Raw genomic sequence first — 14,552 nt, forward strand, 5'->3', positions numbered from 1 at the left:
CGCTACCCTCGTGAACCATGAGTGACAGTCCCGCCGCGCCGAGCGCCTACGAGGTGCTCGGCGTCAGCGCGACCGTCAGCCAGGAGGAGCTCCGCCGCGCCTACCGCCGGCTGGCCCGCCTGACCCACCCCGACACCGGTGGCACCGCCGAGGCGTTCCAGGCCGTGCAGGTCGCCTGGGAGCAGGTCGGCGACCCGGAGGACCGCGCGCGCTACGACCGCGGCGAGTCCCTGGTGATGGACGCCGTCTCCGGTGAGTCGGGTGGGGGCGGCTTCAGCGCCACCGTGCACCCGACCCGCTCGGCGGGCCGCGGGCCGACGGTCCGCGCCCGCAGCTACGGCCACCCCGGCGGCCGTGCCCGCGAGCGCTTCCTCACCCTGATGCGGGAGTGGATGGGTCGCGGCGCCGACCCCGCCGACCCCTACGATCCCGCGCTGGTGCGCTCGGCGCCCCGCGAGATCCGGATGCTGCTGGCGGAGGCGCTCGCCGAGGAGGCGACGGCTCGCGCGGTCTCCGGCCTCGGCATCGGCTTCACGATCTGGAACGACGTCGCCGTGCACCCGGCCACCGATGCCAAGCTCGACCACATCGTCCTCGGCCCCGCCGGGCTGTTCGCCCTCCGCTCGGCCGACTGGGGCGCCCCGGTCAAGCTGGCGAAGGGCGAGCTGGTCGGCTCCGGGATCGGGCGCGACGAGGAGCCGTTCCACGAGCTCCACAACTCCGCCAAGAGCTTCGGCCGCCAGGCCGGCGTCCGCTTCACCGGCCTGATCGTGGTCGTCCCGGACGACGCGCTGGCGGTGCCGCTCGACGTCGTCCAGCGCGGCCGGCTGGCCGGGGCCACCGTGGTGCGCCGGTCGCTGCTGCCGAAGATCCTCCGCGACGGCGCCGACGCCGCGGGCCGCGCGAGCGTCGACCGCGCCTTCGAGCTGCGGCCGCGCCTGCAGGAGGCCGTGCGCTTCGTCTAGACGCCGCGCCCGCTCCGGGGCAGAGTGGCCACCATGGTCAACGCAATCGACATCTTCAGCGGCTTCAGCGTGAACGACATCGACGCCGCCCGCGACTTCTACCGCGACGCCCTCGGCCTGGACGTGACGGAGGGCCCGATGGGCAACCTCGACATCGCGCTCCCCGGCGGCGGCCACGTCTTCGTCTACCCGAAGCCCGACCACACCCCGGCGAGCTTCACCATCCTGAACCTCGCGGTGGAGGACATCGACGCGGCCGTCGACGAACTGAACGCCAAGGGCGTCGTCACCAAGATCTACGACGACGAGGAGCTGCACACCGACGAGAAGGGCGTCGCCCGCGGCCGGGCGGCGAACCGGGGGCCGGACATCGCGTGGTTCCGCGACCCGGCGGGGAACGTGATGTCGGTGCTGGCGGGCTAGGTTCTGGCGGGCTAGGTCAGCCGCTCCAGCAACCCCATCGCGTCGTATGGCGCGCGCACCTTCATGTCGTTGTCGAAGTACGCGTACACGTCCAGCCCGTCCGCCAGCCGAGCCCGCAGCTCGCCGGCCCAGCGGTCGAGGGCCTCGTCCGAGTACCCGCTCGCGTACAACTCCTCGTCGCCGTGCAGCCGCACGTACACGAAGTCCGCCGTCGTCTCCCGCAGCACCGGGTAGCGCCCCGCCGTGTCCGCGAGCACCACCGCGACACCGTGCTCCCGGCAGATGCGCGGGAACGCGGGGTCGGTGAAGCTCGCGTGCCGCGCCTCCACGGCGTGCCGGAGCGGACGGTCGCCGGCGCCGGAGGAGTCCGTACGGTCCTGCTCCAAGGTCGTGTCCGCGGCCAGCGCCCGGGCGGCGGCCGTCGTCTTCGGCAGCATCCCGAGGAACGCGTCCAGCGACTCCGGGTCGAACGGCAGAGTCGGCGGGAGCTGCCACAGCAGCGGGCCGAGCTTGGGCCCGAGCGTCAGCACGCCCGACGCGAACATATTGGCGAGCGCGGTCCGCGCGTTCTTCAGACGCAGGATGTGCGTGATGTAGCGGCCGCCCTTCACCGCGAACACGAAGTCTTCCGGGGTGCTCGCCGCCCAGTTGCGGTAGCTGGAGGGCTTCTGCAGCGCGTAGAAGCTGCCGTTCAGCTCGATCGAGTTCAGCCTTTCGGACGCGTACTCGAGCTCGGCCCGGTGCGGCAGGCCCTTCGGGTAGAACACGCCGCGCCACGGCGCGTACGTCCAGCCCGAGATCCCCACCCGCGCCTGAGCCTCCCGCGCCCGTGCCACCCGCGTCTGTGCCTTCCGCCTCTGAGCCTCCCGCCTCTGAGCCTCCCGCCTCTGAGCCATCAGCGACCCCGGAGCTGCTCGATGAGACGCCGGTCGCGCTTGGTCGGCCGGCCGGCGCCGCGCTCGCGCGTGACATCCGACGGCGTCTCGGCCTTCGGCGGCGGGGGAGGCGTGCGGTCCTCGAAGCACTCCGCCGCGATCGCCGCGCCCACGCGCTTCACGATCAGCCGGCGGGCGATGTAGATCTTCTCCGAGCCGCCGACGAAGGCGCGCACCTCGTCGCCGACCTTCACCTGCTGCGATGGCTTCGCCCGGTCGCCGTTCACCTTGAGGTGGCCGGCTTTGCAGGCGTCGGACGCCGCCGAGCGCGTCTTGTACAGCCGCACCGCCCAGGCCCAGGCGTCGACGCGGACGGCCGACGCGCCACCGGGCGGCGTCGCGCTCATCGCGAGAGCGCGGGCTCCGCGGCGCGCTCCGCCGCCGCCTGCTCCGCTTCGGCTTCTTCGGCGAGCGACGCCTTCCACTTCACCAGGCTGCGCACCGTCCTGCTGCGGTCGTTCGCCAGCACCGCCATCACATCGGCCGGCACGGAGTAGTTGACCGCCACCCAGCCGCGCACGGTCTCCGACGGATCGGTCGCCAGCGTGCTCAGGATGTCGCACGGTGTCGCCTCGTTCTTCGCGACGCAGCCGCGCACACCCTCGTCGGGGTCCCTCGCGAGCGTCTCGAACAGGTCCACCGGCGTGTTGTAGCTGGACGCGACCGCCTCCCGGATCTTCGGGTTCGGGTCCGCCGCCAGCAGCCGCAGCCTCCGCAGCTTGCTCTCCGTGAACTCCGGCGCCGGGTGCAGCGCAGCTGCCTCCTCGGCCGTCAGCATCGCCGGGCGGTGATCGCGCATGGCCCGGCGCTGCGCGGGGGTGTTGAAGCGGATGCACGACATGCCTCCACGGTACGCGCTCGATCCGTCGAAAGGTGACCGTGACATCCGGAAAGTGAAGGGGCTCCCAGCCGCGTCGGGTTACCGTAAACACATGGATTCACTGCTCCGACGGCTCGACCGGATCGCGGGCGGACGCCACGCCGGTTACACCGTCCCGGAGGAGGGGCGCGACCACCCGCGCACGCGCCGCGCCTTCGTCGTCATCGCCTGGCTGCTGGTCGCCGAGCTCGTCGTCGGCAGCACCGCCGTCGTCATCGCGCTGGTGCTCACGCTCGACGGCGCGCCGGTGCCGTTCGCCGTCTGGATGCGCTCCGTCGTCGTGCTCGGCATGACCGTGACGCTGTTCTACTTCGCCTGGCGCGCGCAGAAGGGCTACTACTGGGCCTACTCCCGGTTGCGGCTGTTCGCCAAGATCTTCCCCGTCGTCACGCTCGTGATCGCGGCGATCCCCGGCCTCTACCCGTTCTGGATGGTGACCGAGCAGATCGTGTTCAGCCTGATCCTGATCGGCGTGGCCGACTACCTCGACTCCGACCACATGCGGGAGGCCTTCCCGCGCCCGGCCCGAACCGTCACGACCGCGCCGTGACGGCCTCCCCGCCGCGGCGCGGGAACCACGGCACGATCGGCGACGTCCGGCGCTGATAGTCCGCGTACTCGGGGTAGCGCGAGCGCGAGATGCCTTCGGTGAAGACCGTCGAGCCGATGAACAGCCCGGTGAGCAGCAGCGGCCCGATCACGGTCCACTGCAGCAGCGACCCCGCGGCCGCGCAGCCGAACAGGAAGACCACCCACCACTGGGCCTGCTCGCAGAAGAAGTTCGGGTGCCGCGAATAGCGGAACAGCCCGGTCTGCAGGAAGCGCGGGCTCGGCTGCCGGCCGGCCGCGACCTCCGCCCGCTTCCACTGCTGGAAGGCCCACTGCTGCTGGTCGGCGATCGTCTCGCCCGCGAGCAGCACCAGGAAGAGCCCGGCGCACACGAGGTCGAAGCCGTTCAGCGGCGTCCGGTGCTGGTACGCCGTCCAGGCCGGGAGGGCGATCAGCAGGAGCAGCACGTTCTGGTAGATCACGATGAAGAACAGGTTGAACACCGCGAAGGCGGCCCGGCTCATCCGGCCGCGCAGCACCTCCCAGCGGTAGTCCTCGCCGCCCGGCGCGTAGCCGCCCTTGCGCGCGAAGTTGAAGGTCAGCCGGGCGCCCCACAGCGTCACCAGGCCCGCCATCAGGTCGAGCCGGGCGTCCTGGAGGCCGGCCGCGATCGCGAACACCCAGACGTAGACGACGGGCACGATGGACCAGATCCGGTCCACCCAGGAGTGCTCGCCCGTGATCAGCGACAGCACCCATGTGAGGGCGCACACGCCCGCGAGGATCCAGAGACACACGAAGAAGGGCTCCACGCCCCACATCCTAGAGTCGCGGACCGCCCTCGACGGGAGGACGGCGGTCAGTAGAGTGGAAACGTGGATGGTGTCGGCGCGGTGAGCTCGCGCGTGTGGACGGTCCCGAACGTCCTCAGCTTCTTCCGGCTCGCCCTGGTGCCGGTGTTCCTGGCGTTCGTGATCGCGGGGGAGGACGCGCTCGCCCTGCTCGTCCTCGTCGTCTCCAGCGTCACCGACTTCCTGGACGGCTGGCTGGCCAGGAAGCTGAACCAGGTCTCCCGGCTCGGGCAGCTCCTCGACCCTGCCGCCGACCGGCTCTACATCTTCGCCGCCCTCGTCGGCCTGGCCTGGCGGGAGGTCATCCCCTGGTGGCTGGTGGCGGTGATCCTCGCGCGCGACGTGATGCTGGCGGTCCTCGGGGTGATCCTGGCGAACCACGGCTACGGCCCGCTGCCGGTCCACCACCTCGGCAAGGTCGCCACGTTCTGCCTGTTCTGCGCGCTCCCGCTGCTCATGCTCGGCGAGGCGTTCGACCCGCTCGCGCCCTTCTCGCTGCCGCTCGGCTGGGCCTTCGCGCTGTGGGGAGCCTTCCTCTACTGGTGGGCCGGCATCGTCTACATTCGGGAGACCGCACGGGTCATCCGCCTTCCGGCCGATGACAGCGGCCCACATTCCGATAGGCTTGATCACGAGGAGGTTGACGGTGCCTGACGAGAACTACCCTGGATGGGCTTCTGCTGCTGCTGACGACGGCCGCGACGCCGAGAACCCCCTGCGCGAAGCCGCGACGGGGAACGAGGACACGACCGCGCGCTTCGGCGAGGAGTTCATCTCCAAGATGTTCCCCATGGACGGCGAGATCAGCCCCGAGGAGCAGGAGGCGATCGCAGCGCTGCCGCGCGGCTCGGCCCTGCTCATCGTGCGGCGCGGTCCCAACACCGGCGCGCGGTTCCTCCTGGACGCCGACGTCACGAGCGCCGGCCGCCATCCGAACGCCGACATCTTCCTCGACGACGTGACCGTCTCGCGCCGGCACGCGGAGTTCACGCGCCGCGGCACGGCCTTCGAGGTCCGCGACCTGGGCTCCCTCAACGGCACGTACTACGACGGGGTGCGCATCGAGAGCGCCCTGCTCAGCGACTCGTCCGAGGTCCAGATCGGCAAGTTCCGGCTCACGTTCTACGCCTCACGGCAAGACCTCGCCGCCGCGGCGAAGAACTAACGAACCAGTGGCCCGGCAAGCAGCGAGGGCGCACACCGCCCCGCCCGCACTGCTCTCGATCGGCCAGGTGCTGGCGCGCCTGACCCCCGAGTTCCCGGACCTGTCGTCGTCCAAGCTGCGTTTCCTGGAGGAGCGCGGGCTCATCTCGCCGTCGCGCACGGCCTCGGGCTACCGCAAGTTCTCGCCCGCCGACGTCGAGCGGCTGCACACGGTGCTGGCGATGCAGCGGGACAACTACCTCCCGCTCAAGGTCATCAAGAAGTACCTCGCCGCGGTCGACGCCGGCGAGAACCCGCCGCTGCCCGGTGGCGTGCGCGAGGGCTCGGCGTCGATGCTCCCGGCCGGCCGCCGGTTCCACCGCGACGAGCTGCTCCGCGAGGCGGGCGCGACGCCCGAACTGCTGCAGGAGGCCATCAGCTCCTCGCTGATCGTGCCGGCCGAGGTCTACGGCGAGGACACGCTGACCGTGCTCCGCGCGCTCGTCGAGCTGTCCCGCACCGGGATCGGGCCGCGCCACCTGCGCGGCTTCCGCGCCGCCGCCGAGCGCGAGATCGGGCTCATCGAGACCGCCCTGGTTCCGCTCGCACGCCGCAAGGACGTCACGGCCGGACCGCAGACCGCCGAACTCGCCCGCGAGATCGCGGGGCAGCTCGACGTCGTCCGCGGCAGCATCATCCGCGCCGCGCTGACGCGCATCCAGCACTGACCGGGTCGACACGCCGAGCGCGTTTTCCGGATGTCGTTGCCCGGCGACCGGGGGATGGGTACCGTGGTTGAAGCGCCTCATCACGAAGCGCCCGATCCGTCAACCGAGGGGCAGTCATCATGAGCGAACTGAGTCGTGACAGCGACGCCGCCCGGTACGATCTGGGGCTGCTGTTCACCGACGGCCTGCCCGAGATGGACGACGCCAACGGCTACCGCGGCGCCGTCGCGGCCCGCGCGGCCGGCATCTCCTACCGCCAGCTCGACTACTGGGCGCGCACCGGTCTCGTGGAGCCCACGGTCCGTGGCGCGGCCGGCTCCGGGTCGCAGCGGTTGTACGGTTTCCGCGACATCCTCGTGCTCAAGCTGGTCAAGCGCCTGCTCGACACGGGCATCTCGCTCCAGCAGATCCGCACGGCCGTCAACCAGCTCCGCGAGGCGGGCGTCAACGACCTGGCGCAGACCACGCTGATGAGCGACGGCGCGAGCGTCTACCTGTGCACCTCGAACGACGAGGTCATCGACCTGGTCAGCCGCGGCCAGGGCGTCTTCGGCATCGCCGTCGGCAAGGTCCTCCGCGAGGTGGAGTCCTCCCTCGTCGAGCTCGACACCGCAGGCGACGACCTCGACGAGCTGGCCGCCCGCCGCGCCGCCAAGTCCAAGGCCTCCTGACCGCGCGTCGCTAACTCCGGACATTCACCCGGTTCTGGGCCGAAAAACCGTGGGAACGGTCATTTTCAGGGGTGGTCCGGACCAATCTCCGGATTTAGTCGCGCGGTCGGCAACTCCGGAGGTCTGACGCGACACGCCGCCGAGGAGTCCGTTCGTACGGAGAACCGCGGCGTTTCGTCATGGTTTTCCGGAGTTACGGAAACGGGGTGCTGAGGGGGCGCGTCAGTTGCCGGCGACGGCGTATTCGCCGATCTTGGCGGTGCGGAGGACGCGCTCCAGGAGGATGTCGAAGTTGTGCGCCATCTCCTGCGCACTTTCACCCGGCCAGACGTGCAGCGGCTTCGCCGCGCCCTGCGCCTGCTGCAGCGAGGTGCGCTCGGGGAGCTGGGGCGCGAGCACCAGCGGGCCGAACATGTCGCGCAGCTCCTTGATGCGGAACTGGTGCTCCAGCGACTGCACGCGGGCGCGGTTGACGATGATGCCGAGCGGCTGGAGGCGCGGGGAGAGGCCGCGGCGGATCTCCTCGATCGCACGCAGCGCGCGGTCGGCGGCGGCCACCGAGAACAGTCCGGGCTCGGTCACGACCGCCACGCGGTCACTGGCCGCCCAGGCCGTGCGGGTGAGCGCGTTGAGCGACGGGGCGCAGTCGATCAGCACGAGCTCGTAGTCGTGCTCGACGTTGGCCAGGGCCTCCTCGAGCTTCCAGATGTCGCGGATGCTCGGGTGCGGGCCGTCGAAGTTGATCGCCGACGGGCTGCCGATCATGACGTCGACCTTGCCCGGGCGTCCCTTGGTCCAGCCGGAGGGCGCGATCGCCGCGCGGACGATCTTCTCCTTCGGGGAGGCGAGGACGTCGGCGACGTTGAGGTGACCGGCGACCTGGATGTCCATGCCGGTCGAGACGTCGGACTGCGGATCGAGGTCGACGACGAGCGTACGGAGCCCTTTGGCGAACGCCGCCGAGGCCAGACCAAGCGTCACCGTGGTCTTTCCGACACCGCCCTTGAGGGAACTAACGCTGAGTACGTGCACGACAGCCACGTTACCTTCACTAGTCTTGGACTACCTAACCGTTTGCTGTGTGGTGCCCACCCCTGCTCGAAAGGTCCCCATGTTCCGTAAGATCCTCGTTGCCAACCGCGGTGAAATCGCCATCAGGGCCTTCCGCGCCGCGTACGAACTGGGCGCCGCCACGGTCGCCGTCTTCCCGTACGAAGACCGCAACTCGATGCACCGGCTCAAGGCGGACGAGGCTTACCAGATCGGGGAGCCCGGCCACCCGGTCCGCGCCTACCTCGACGTGCAGGAGATCATCAGGGTCGCCAAGGAGTCCGGCGCCGACGCGATCTACCCCGGTTACGGCTTCCTTTCCGAGAACCCGGAGCTCGCGGAGGCAGCGCGGGCCGCAGGCATCGCCTTCATCGGCCCGCGCGCCGAGGTGCTCGAGATGGCCGGGAACAAGGTGACCGCGAAGGAGCACGCGATCGCCGCGGGCGTCCCGGTCCTGAAGTCCACCCCGCCCTCGCGTGACATCGAGGAGCTGCTCGCGGGCGCCGACGAGATCGGCTTCCCGATCTTCGCCAAGGCGGTCGCCGGCGGCGGCGGCCGCGGCATGCGCCGGGTCGCCCGCAAGGAGGACCTGCGCGCATCGCTGGAGGAGGCCATGCGCGAGGCGGACAGCGCGTTCGGCGACCCGACCATGTTCTTGGAGCAGGCCGTGCTGCGCCCGCGCCACATCGAGGTGCAGATCCTCGCCGACGGCCAGGGGAACACCATCCACCTGTTCGAGCGCGACTGCTCGGTGCAGCGCCGCCACCAGAAGGTCGTCGAGATCGCACCGGCGCCCAACCTCTCCGACGAGATCCGCCAGTCGCTCTACCGCGACGCGGTCGCTTTCGCGAAGTCGATCGGCTACGAGAACGCGGGCACCGTCGAGTTCCTGCTCGACACCGCGGGGGAGCGCGCCGGCCAGCACGTGTTCATCGAGATGAACCCGCGCATCCAGGTGGAGCACACGGTCACCGAGGAGATCACCGACGTCGACCTGGTGCAGTCGCAGATCCGCATCGCGGCCGGCGAGACGCTGGCCGACCTCGGCCTCAGCCAGGACACCGTGCAGATGCGCGGCGCGGCCCTGCAGTGCCGCATCACCACCGAGGACCCGACCGCCAACTTCCGCCCCGACACCGGCAAGATCACCACCTACCGCTCGCCGGGCGGGGCCGGCATCCGCCTCGACGGCGGCACGATCAACCCGGGCGCCCAGATCAGCCCGCACTTCGACTCCATGCTCGCCAAGCTCATCACCCGAGGCCGCGACTTCCCGGCCGCCGTGCTGCGCGCCCGGCGCGCGCTGGCCGAGTTCCGCGTCCGCGGCGTCGCCACGAACATCCCCTTCCTGCAGGCGGTCATGGAGGACCCGGACTTCATCGCCGGCAACGTCTCCACCTCCTTCATCGAGGAGCGCCCGCAGCTGTTCAAGGGCCGCGAGTCCAAGGACCGCGGCACCAAGGTGCTCAACTGGCTGGCCGACGTCACCGTCAACCAGCCGAACGGCCCGCGTCCCGAGGTCGCCGATCCGGTGGAGAAGCTCCCGCGCATCGACCTGAACGTGCCGGCCCCGGCGGGGTCGCGCCAGAAACTGCTGGAGCTGGGCCCGAAGGGCTTCGCCGAGGCGCTGCGCGCGCAGACCGCCCTCGCCGTCACCGAGACCACCTTCCGCGACGCGCACCAGTCGCTGCTCGCGACCCGCGTGCGCACCAAGGACCTGCTCGCCGTCGCACCGTACGTCGCCCGCCTCACCCCCGAGCTGCTCTCGGTGGAGGCCTGGGGCGGCGCGACCTACGACGTCGCCCTCCGCTTCCTCGGCGAGGACCCGTGGGAGCGCCTCGCCTCGCTGCGCCAGGCCCTGCCGAACATCAACATCCAGATGCTGCTGCGCGGCCGCAACACGGTCGGCTACACGCCGTACCCGACCCAGGTGACCGACGCGTTCGTGCGCGAGGCCGCGGCGACCGGCGTGGACATCTTCCGCATCTTCGACGCGCTGAACGACGTGTCGCAGATGCGCCCGGCGATCGAGTCGGTGCTCGCCACCGGTTCGTCCATCGCCGAGGTCGCGGTCTGCTACACCGCGGACCTGCTCGACCCGGCCGAGGAGCTCTACACGCTCGACTACTACCTGCGCCTCGCGGAGCAGATCGTGGAGTCCGGCGCGCACATCCTCGCGATCAAGGACATGGCCGGCCTGCTGCGGCCCGCCGCCGCCGAGAAGCTGGTGAGCGCGTTCCGCGAGCGGTTCGACCTCCCGGTGCATGTGCACACCCACGACACCCCGGGCGGCCAGCTCGCGACGCTGCTCGCGGCGTCGCGCGCCGGCGCCGACGCGGTCGACGTGGCGAGCGCACCGATGGCCGGCACCACCAGCCAGCCGAGCGCCTCTGCCCTCGTCGCCGCCCTCGCCCACACCGAACGCGACACCGGCATCTCGCTGACGGCGGTCGAGGACCTCGAGCCGTACTGGGAGGCCGTGCGCCAGGTCTACCGTCCGTTCGAGTCGGGGCTGCCCGGCCCCACGGGTCGCGTCTACAAGCACGAGATCCCCGGCGGCCAGCTCTCCAACCTGCGCCAGCAGGCCAAGGCGCTGGGCCTGGCGGAGGACTTCGAGCTGGTCGAGGACATGTACGCCGCGGCGAACCGGATCCTCGGCCGCATCCCCAAGGTCACGCCGTCGTCCAAGGTGGTCGGCGACCTCGCCCTCCACCTCGCGGCCGTGCGCGCCGACCCGGACGACTTCGCCGAGAACCCGCAGAACTACGACATCCCGGACTCGGTGGTCGGCTTCATGGCCGGCGAGCTGGGCGAGCTGCCGGGCGGCTGGCCGGAGCCCTTCCGCACCAAGGTGCTGGCGGGCAAGACCGTCAAGATCGGTGTCGAAGACCTCTCCGCCGCCGACGCGGAGGCGCTGGAGGGCTCCAGCGCCGAGCGCCGGGCGACCCTCAACCGGCTGCTCTTCCCCGGCCCGACCCGCATCCAGGAGCAGATCCGCGAGCTGTTCGGCGACCTCTCCGTCGTCGACTCGATTGACTACCTCTACGGGCTCTCCCCGGTCGAGGAGCACGTCATCGAGTTCAGCAAGGGCGTGCGGCTCTACATCGGCCTGGAGGCCATCGGCGAGGCCGACGAGAAGGGCATGCGCACGGTCATGACCACGCTCAACGGCCAGCTCCGGCCGGTGTTCGTGCGCGACCGCAGCATCGTGGTCGAGACGAAGGCCGCCGAGAAGGCCGACTCCGCCAAGCCCGGCCACATCGCCGCGCCGTTCTCGGGCGTCGTGACGCTGCACGTCGTCCCGGGCGACGTCGTGGCCGCCGGGCAGGCCGTCGCCTCGATCGAAGCCATGAAGATGGAGGCCGCGATCACGGCCCCCGTCGCCGGGACCGTCGAGCGCCTCGCCATCCCGAAGACCCAGCAGGTGGACGCGGGCGACCTCCTGGTCGTCGTCACGCCCGCCTGACCCGCCCGCTCGCAGCGCTCCCCGTCCACGCGGGGAGCGCTGCGGCGCGCAGGGCGCAGGGCGTTCGCTGTTCCCGCCGGCGGACCGCCCGGTAAACTGTCGCAGTGCCGCCGTCGAGCGGCAGGAGGAGTGCACGCGTGGCAGACAAGCCGGAGGAGCCCGAACACGGCGACCTCGCGCCCCGGGGCGCCGAGCCGACGTTCAGGCCGTCCCCGCTCGAGGTCGACACCAAGCTGAGCATCGCCGTCGACCTGCCGCCCGCCCCGCCCCAGGAGGTGCCGGAGGACGAGGCGGCCGTCGCGATCGACGAGGTCCCCGTCGACCCGGGTTTCGTCCCGTCGCCGACCGAGCCCACCACGACCTCCGTCGCCATCGTCGCCTCGCGTCTCGCGACCGGCCCGACGCCGACGCAGGACACCGCGGCAGGCGACGGCGTCGTGCCGTTGCCCGGCCACGACAGCCCTGACGCGTTCGCGCAGTCCCGCCGCGACCGCCTGCGCGGCGAGCACTCGCCGCAGCCCGAGCCGGCCGCGATGCTGACCGCCGACCGCCTGCTGGAGGTCAACCGCAAGACCCGACCCGGCCCGGAGGGCCCGTGGCAGCGCTTCGTCTACCACACGACCTTCCGCACGGTGAACCTGGGCGACTCCGCCAAGGTCCGCGCCCGCAAGGAGCTCGACCACCGCATCCAGAAGCAGTTCGAGGGCGGCACCCGCTTCGTCCCGGTGCTCACCCGCAAGGGCGGCGTCGGCAAGACCACCGTCACGACCCTGCTCGGGATGGCGCTGGCCGACGCGCGCGAGGACCGCATCATCGCCGTCGACGCCAACCCCGACCGCGGCACGCTCTCCGAGCGCGTCCCGAAGCAGACCCGCGCCACCGTGCGCGACGTCGTGCACAAGGCGGCGAGCATCGGCGGGTTCACCGACTTCTCCGCGCTCGTGTCGCGCGACGAGACCCGGCTCGACATCCTCGCCTCCGACACCGACCCGCTGCTGTCCGAGGCGTTCGACGAGAACGACTACAACGTGGTCGCCGACCTGGCGGCGCGGTTCTACTCGATCGTGCTGACCGACTGCGGCACCGGCATCGTCCACTCGGTGATGCGGGCCACCCTGCAGCGCGCCGACGAGATCGTGATCGTCTCCGGCGGCAGCGTGGACGAGGCCCGCCTCGCCTCCGAGACCCTCACCTGGCTGGAGGCGAACGGCTACACGGACCTGGTCCGCAACGCTGTCGTCGCCCTCAACACGGCCACGCACGCGACCAACCTGGTGAAGCTCGAGGAGATCGAGTCGCACTTCCGCTCGCGCGTGCGCGAGATCGTCCGTATCCCGTACGACCCGCAGCTCGCCGCCGGCTCCGTGGTCAACTGGAAAGACCTCAAGCCCCTGACCAAGCTGTCCGCCCGGGCGCTCGCCGCGCTCGTGGTGGAGGGCCTGCCCGCCGAGCGCCCCTGATCCCGCTCCCGTCCCACCCCGCGCCGCCCGCGCTCTAGGAGACCCCCGTGACCGAACGTCAGATCCGCCTGTTCGGCGACCCCGTCCTGAAGACCCCGTCCGAGCCCGTCGGCGACATCGACGAGGGCGTCCGCGGCCTGGTCGAGGACCTCATCGACAGTGTGATCACGCCGGGACGCGCGGGCGTCGCCGCCCCGCAGATCGGTGTCGGCCTCCGGGCGTTCAGCTACAACGTGGACGGCGAGGTCGGCTACATCCTCAACCCCGAGCTGGTGGAGGTCTCCGGCGAGCCCGAGCTGGTGGACGAGGGCTGCCTCTCGGTGCCGGGCCTGTGGTTCAAGACCTCCCGCTACCCGTTCGCCCGGGTGCGCGGGATCGACCTCGACGGCAACGAGATCGAGCTCTCCGGCACCGGCGTGATGGCGCAGGCGCTGCAGCACGAGACCGATCACCTCGACGGCAAGCTCTACCTCGACCGCCTCGACAAGGACACCCGCCGCGAGGCCATGCGCCAGGTGCGGGAGAGCGACTGGTTCTGAGTCCGTAGACTCGGTGGCATGGACATTGCAGTCACCGGAGGATCGGGCAAGCTCGGACGCACAGTCGTCCGCGAACTACGCGCGGCGGGTCACACCGTCGTCAACCTGGACGCGACGGGGGAGCGCGGTCGCGGCTTCGTGCGGGTCGACCTGACCGACTACGGCCAGACGGTCGACGCGATCCTCGGGGTCGACGACGCGCACGGCGGCTTCGACGCCATCGTGCACCTGGCCGCGATCCCTGCGCCGGCCATCCTGAGCGACGTCGCCACCTTCCACAACAACATCCGCGTCACCTACAACGTCTTCCAGGCCGCGCGCCGCGCCGGCATCAAGAACATCGTCTACGCGTCCAGCGAGACGGTGCTCGGCCTCCCGTTCGACGTGCCGCCGCCCTACATCCCGGTGGACGAGGACTACCCGGCCCGCCCCGAGTCGACGTACTCGCTGGTCAAGCACCTCGAGGAGCAGATGGCCATCGAGCTGACGCGCTGGGATCCGTCGCTGAAGATCGTGGCGCTGCGCTTCTCGAACGTGATGGAGCCCGCCGACTACGCGGCCTTCCCGTCGTACGACGCGGACGCCCGCGGGCGGAAGTGGAACCTCTGGGGCTACATCGACGCCCGCGACGGCGCCCAGGCCATCCAGAAGGCCCTCGAGTGGGACACCACCGGCTTCGACCGCTTCATCATCGCGGCGGCGGACACGGTGATGAGCCGTCCGAACGCCGAGCTCGTCGCCGAGGTGTTCCCCGGCGTCCCGCTGAAGCGTGACGACCTCGACAACAACGAGACCCTGCTGTCGATCGACAAGGCGCGCCGGGTGCTGGGGTACGACCCCCAGCACTCCTGGCGCGACGAGGTGTAGCGAACGGGATGCTCGCTGGCGCACT

At 71.0% G+C, this 14,552-nt stretch carries 16 protein-coding genes; 11 read left to right on the plus strand and 5 right to left on the minus strand.

Annotated elements, in window-relative coordinates; all coding sequences use genetic code 11:
* Window positions 1-17: 17 nt before the first annotated feature.
* Window positions 18-965 carry a J domain-containing protein gene (locus tag ABIA36_RS13360; RefSeq protein ID WP_369962959.1) on the plus strand — a complete coding sequence of 316 codons (948 nt, stop codon included), beginning with the start codon at window positions 18-20 and terminating at the stop codon, window positions 963-965.
* 33 nt (window positions 966-998) lie between these two features.
* Complete coding sequence (locus ABIA36_RS13365; protein ID WP_369962960.1) at window positions 999-1,388, plus strand: VOC family protein; 390 nt, start codon at window positions 999-1,001, stop codon at window positions 1,386-1,388.
* A gap of 11 nt (window positions 1,389-1,399) precedes the next feature.
* Here ABIA36_RS13365 and ABIA36_RS13370 read toward each other — a convergent pair whose 3' ends face one another.
* From ABIA36_RS13370 to ABIA36_RS13380, 3 genes are read right to left on the minus strand one after another with little or no spacing between them, the layout of a single operon-like run.
* Entirely contained in the window at window positions 1,400-2,224 is an 825-nt protein-coding gene (locus tag ABIA36_RS13370) for a DUF72 domain-containing protein (protein ID WP_369962962.1), read from the minus strand.
* Window positions 2,225-2,283: 59 nt separating this feature from the next.
* Window positions 2,284-2,670, minus strand: a complete 387-nt coding sequence (locus ABIA36_RS13375) for an RNA-binding S4 domain-containing protein (RefSeq protein ID WP_369962963.1) — start codon at window positions 2,668-2,670, stop codon at window positions 2,284-2,286.
* Complete coding sequence (locus tag ABIA36_RS13380) at window positions 2,667-3,164, minus strand: hypothetical protein (protein ID WP_369962965.1); 498 nt, start codon at window positions 3,162-3,164, stop codon at window positions 2,667-2,669. Before ABIA36_RS13380 ends, ABIA36_RS13375 begins: the two co-directional genes overlap by 4 nt.
* A 91-nt stretch (window positions 3,165-3,255) precedes the next feature.
* On the opposite strand from ABIA36_RS13380, the gene ABIA36_RS13385 reads away from it, so the two are divergent.
* Entirely contained in the window at window positions 3,256-3,753 is a 498-nt protein-coding gene (locus ABIA36_RS13385; RefSeq protein ID WP_369962967.1) for a hypothetical protein, read from the plus strand.
* On the opposite strand, the gene ABIA36_RS13390 is transcribed toward ABIA36_RS13385, so the two are convergent.
* Complete coding sequence (locus ABIA36_RS13390; protein ID WP_369962968.1) at window positions 3,737-4,564, minus strand: DUF1295 domain-containing protein; 828 nt, start codon at window positions 4,562-4,564, stop codon at window positions 3,737-3,739. The genes ABIA36_RS13385 and ABIA36_RS13390 overlap by 17 nt on opposite strands.
* Before the next feature lie 63 nt (window positions 4,565-4,627).
* Here ABIA36_RS13390 and ABIA36_RS13395 point away from each other — a divergent pair, with 63 nt between their 5' ends.
* The 4 genes from ABIA36_RS13395 to ABIA36_RS13410 all read left to right on the plus strand — a co-directional run bounded on the left by ABIA36_RS13395 (window position 4,628) and on the right by ABIA36_RS13410 (window position 7,145).
* Window positions 4,628-5,257: a CDP-alcohol phosphatidyltransferase family protein gene (locus ABIA36_RS13395; RefSeq protein ID WP_369962970.1), complete on the plus strand. Its 630-nt coding sequence runs from the start codon at window positions 4,628-4,630 to the stop codon at window positions 5,255-5,257.
* Between the two features lie 61 nt (window positions 5,258-5,318).
* Window positions 5,319-5,768 carry an FHA domain-containing protein gene (locus ABIA36_RS13400; RefSeq protein ID WP_369963753.1) on the plus strand — a complete coding sequence of 150 codons (450 nt, stop codon included), beginning with the start codon at window positions 5,319-5,321 and terminating at the stop codon, window positions 5,766-5,768.
* A 7-nt stretch (window positions 5,769-5,775) separates the two neighbouring features.
* On the plus strand, window positions 5,776-6,474 hold the full coding sequence (locus tag ABIA36_RS13405) for a MerR family transcriptional regulator (RefSeq protein WP_369962972.1): 699 nt from the start codon (window positions 5,776-5,778) through the stop codon (window positions 6,472-6,474).
* 119 nt (window positions 6,475-6,593) lie between these two features.
* Complete coding sequence (locus tag ABIA36_RS13410) at window positions 6,594-7,145, plus strand: MerR family transcriptional regulator (protein WP_179605594.1); 552 nt, start codon at window positions 6,594-6,596, stop codon at window positions 7,143-7,145.
* Window positions 7,146-7,367: 222 nt separating this feature from the next.
* Here ABIA36_RS13410 and ABIA36_RS13415 read toward each other — a convergent pair whose 3' ends face one another.
* Window positions 7,368-8,177, minus strand: coding sequence for a ParA family protein (locus ABIA36_RS13415; RefSeq protein WP_369962975.1), 810 nt, complete (start codon window positions 8,175-8,177; stop codon window positions 7,368-7,370).
* 79 nt (window positions 8,178-8,256) lie between these two features.
* On the opposite strand from ABIA36_RS13415, the gene ABIA36_RS13420 reads away from it, so the two are divergent.
* The 4 genes from ABIA36_RS13420 to ABIA36_RS13435 all read left to right on the plus strand — a co-directional run bounded on the left by ABIA36_RS13420 (window position 8,257) and on the right by ABIA36_RS13435 (window position 14,527).
* Entirely contained in the window at window positions 8,257-11,661 is a 3,405-nt protein-coding gene (locus ABIA36_RS13420) for a pyruvate carboxylase (protein WP_369962976.1), read from the plus strand.
* A 137-nt stretch (window positions 11,662-11,798) separates the two neighbouring features.
* Window positions 11,799-13,121, plus strand: a complete 1,323-nt coding sequence (locus ABIA36_RS13425) for an AAA family ATPase (RefSeq protein ID WP_369962977.1) — start codon at window positions 11,799-11,801, stop codon at window positions 13,119-13,121.
* 47 nt (window positions 13,122-13,168) lie between these two features.
* Entirely contained in the window at window positions 13,169-13,660 is a 492-nt protein-coding gene (gene def, locus ABIA36_RS13430) for a peptide deformylase (protein ID WP_369962978.1), read from the plus strand.
* An 18-nt stretch (window positions 13,661-13,678) separates the two neighbouring features.
* A complete protein-coding gene (locus ABIA36_RS13435) occupies window positions 13,679-14,527 on the plus strand; it encodes an NAD-dependent epimerase/dehydratase family protein (protein ID WP_369962979.1) in 849 nt (282 codons plus the stop codon).
* Window positions 14,528-14,552: the final 25 nt, after the last annotated feature.

The organism is Leifsonia sp. EB34 (genome assembly GCF_041260585.1).
Classification (GTDB): domain Bacteria; phylum Actinomycetota; class Actinomycetes; order Actinomycetales; family Microbacteriaceae; genus Leifsonia.

What these genes read in the sequence shown, in the direction of transcription:
- ABIA36_RS13360 (WP_369962959.1), top strand. Translation starts at nt 18, where the DNA reads ATGAGTGACAGTCCCGCCGCGCCGAGCGCCTACGAGGTGCTCGGCGTC.
- ABIA36_RS13435 (WP_369962979.1), top strand. Translation starts at nt 13,679, where the DNA reads ATGGACATTGCAGTCACCGGAGGATCGGGCAAGCTCGGACGCACAGTC.
- ABIA36_RS13375 (WP_369962963.1), bottom strand. Translation starts at nt 2,670, where the DNA reads ATGAGCGCGACGCCGCCCGGTGGCGCGTCGGCCGTCCGCGTCGACGCC.
- ABIA36_RS13410 (WP_179605594.1), top strand. Translation starts at nt 6,594, where the DNA reads ATGAGCGAACTGAGTCGTGACAGCGACGCCGCCCGGTACGATCTGGGG.
- ABIA36_RS13380 (WP_369962965.1), bottom strand. Translation starts at nt 3,164, where the DNA reads ATGTCGTGCATCCGCTTCAACACCCCCGCGCAGCGCCGGGCCATGCGC.
- ABIA36_RS13420 (WP_369962976.1), top strand. Translation starts at nt 8,257, where the DNA reads ATGTTCCGTAAGATCCTCGTTGCCAACCGCGGTGAAATCGCCATCAGG.
- ABIA36_RS13385 (WP_369962967.1), top strand. Translation starts at nt 3,256, where the DNA reads ATGGATTCACTGCTCCGACGGCTCGACCGGATCGCGGGCGGACGCCAC.
- ABIA36_RS13365 (WP_369962960.1), top strand. Translation starts at nt 999, where the DNA reads ATGGTCAACGCAATCGACATCTTCAGCGGCTTCAGCGTGAACGACATC.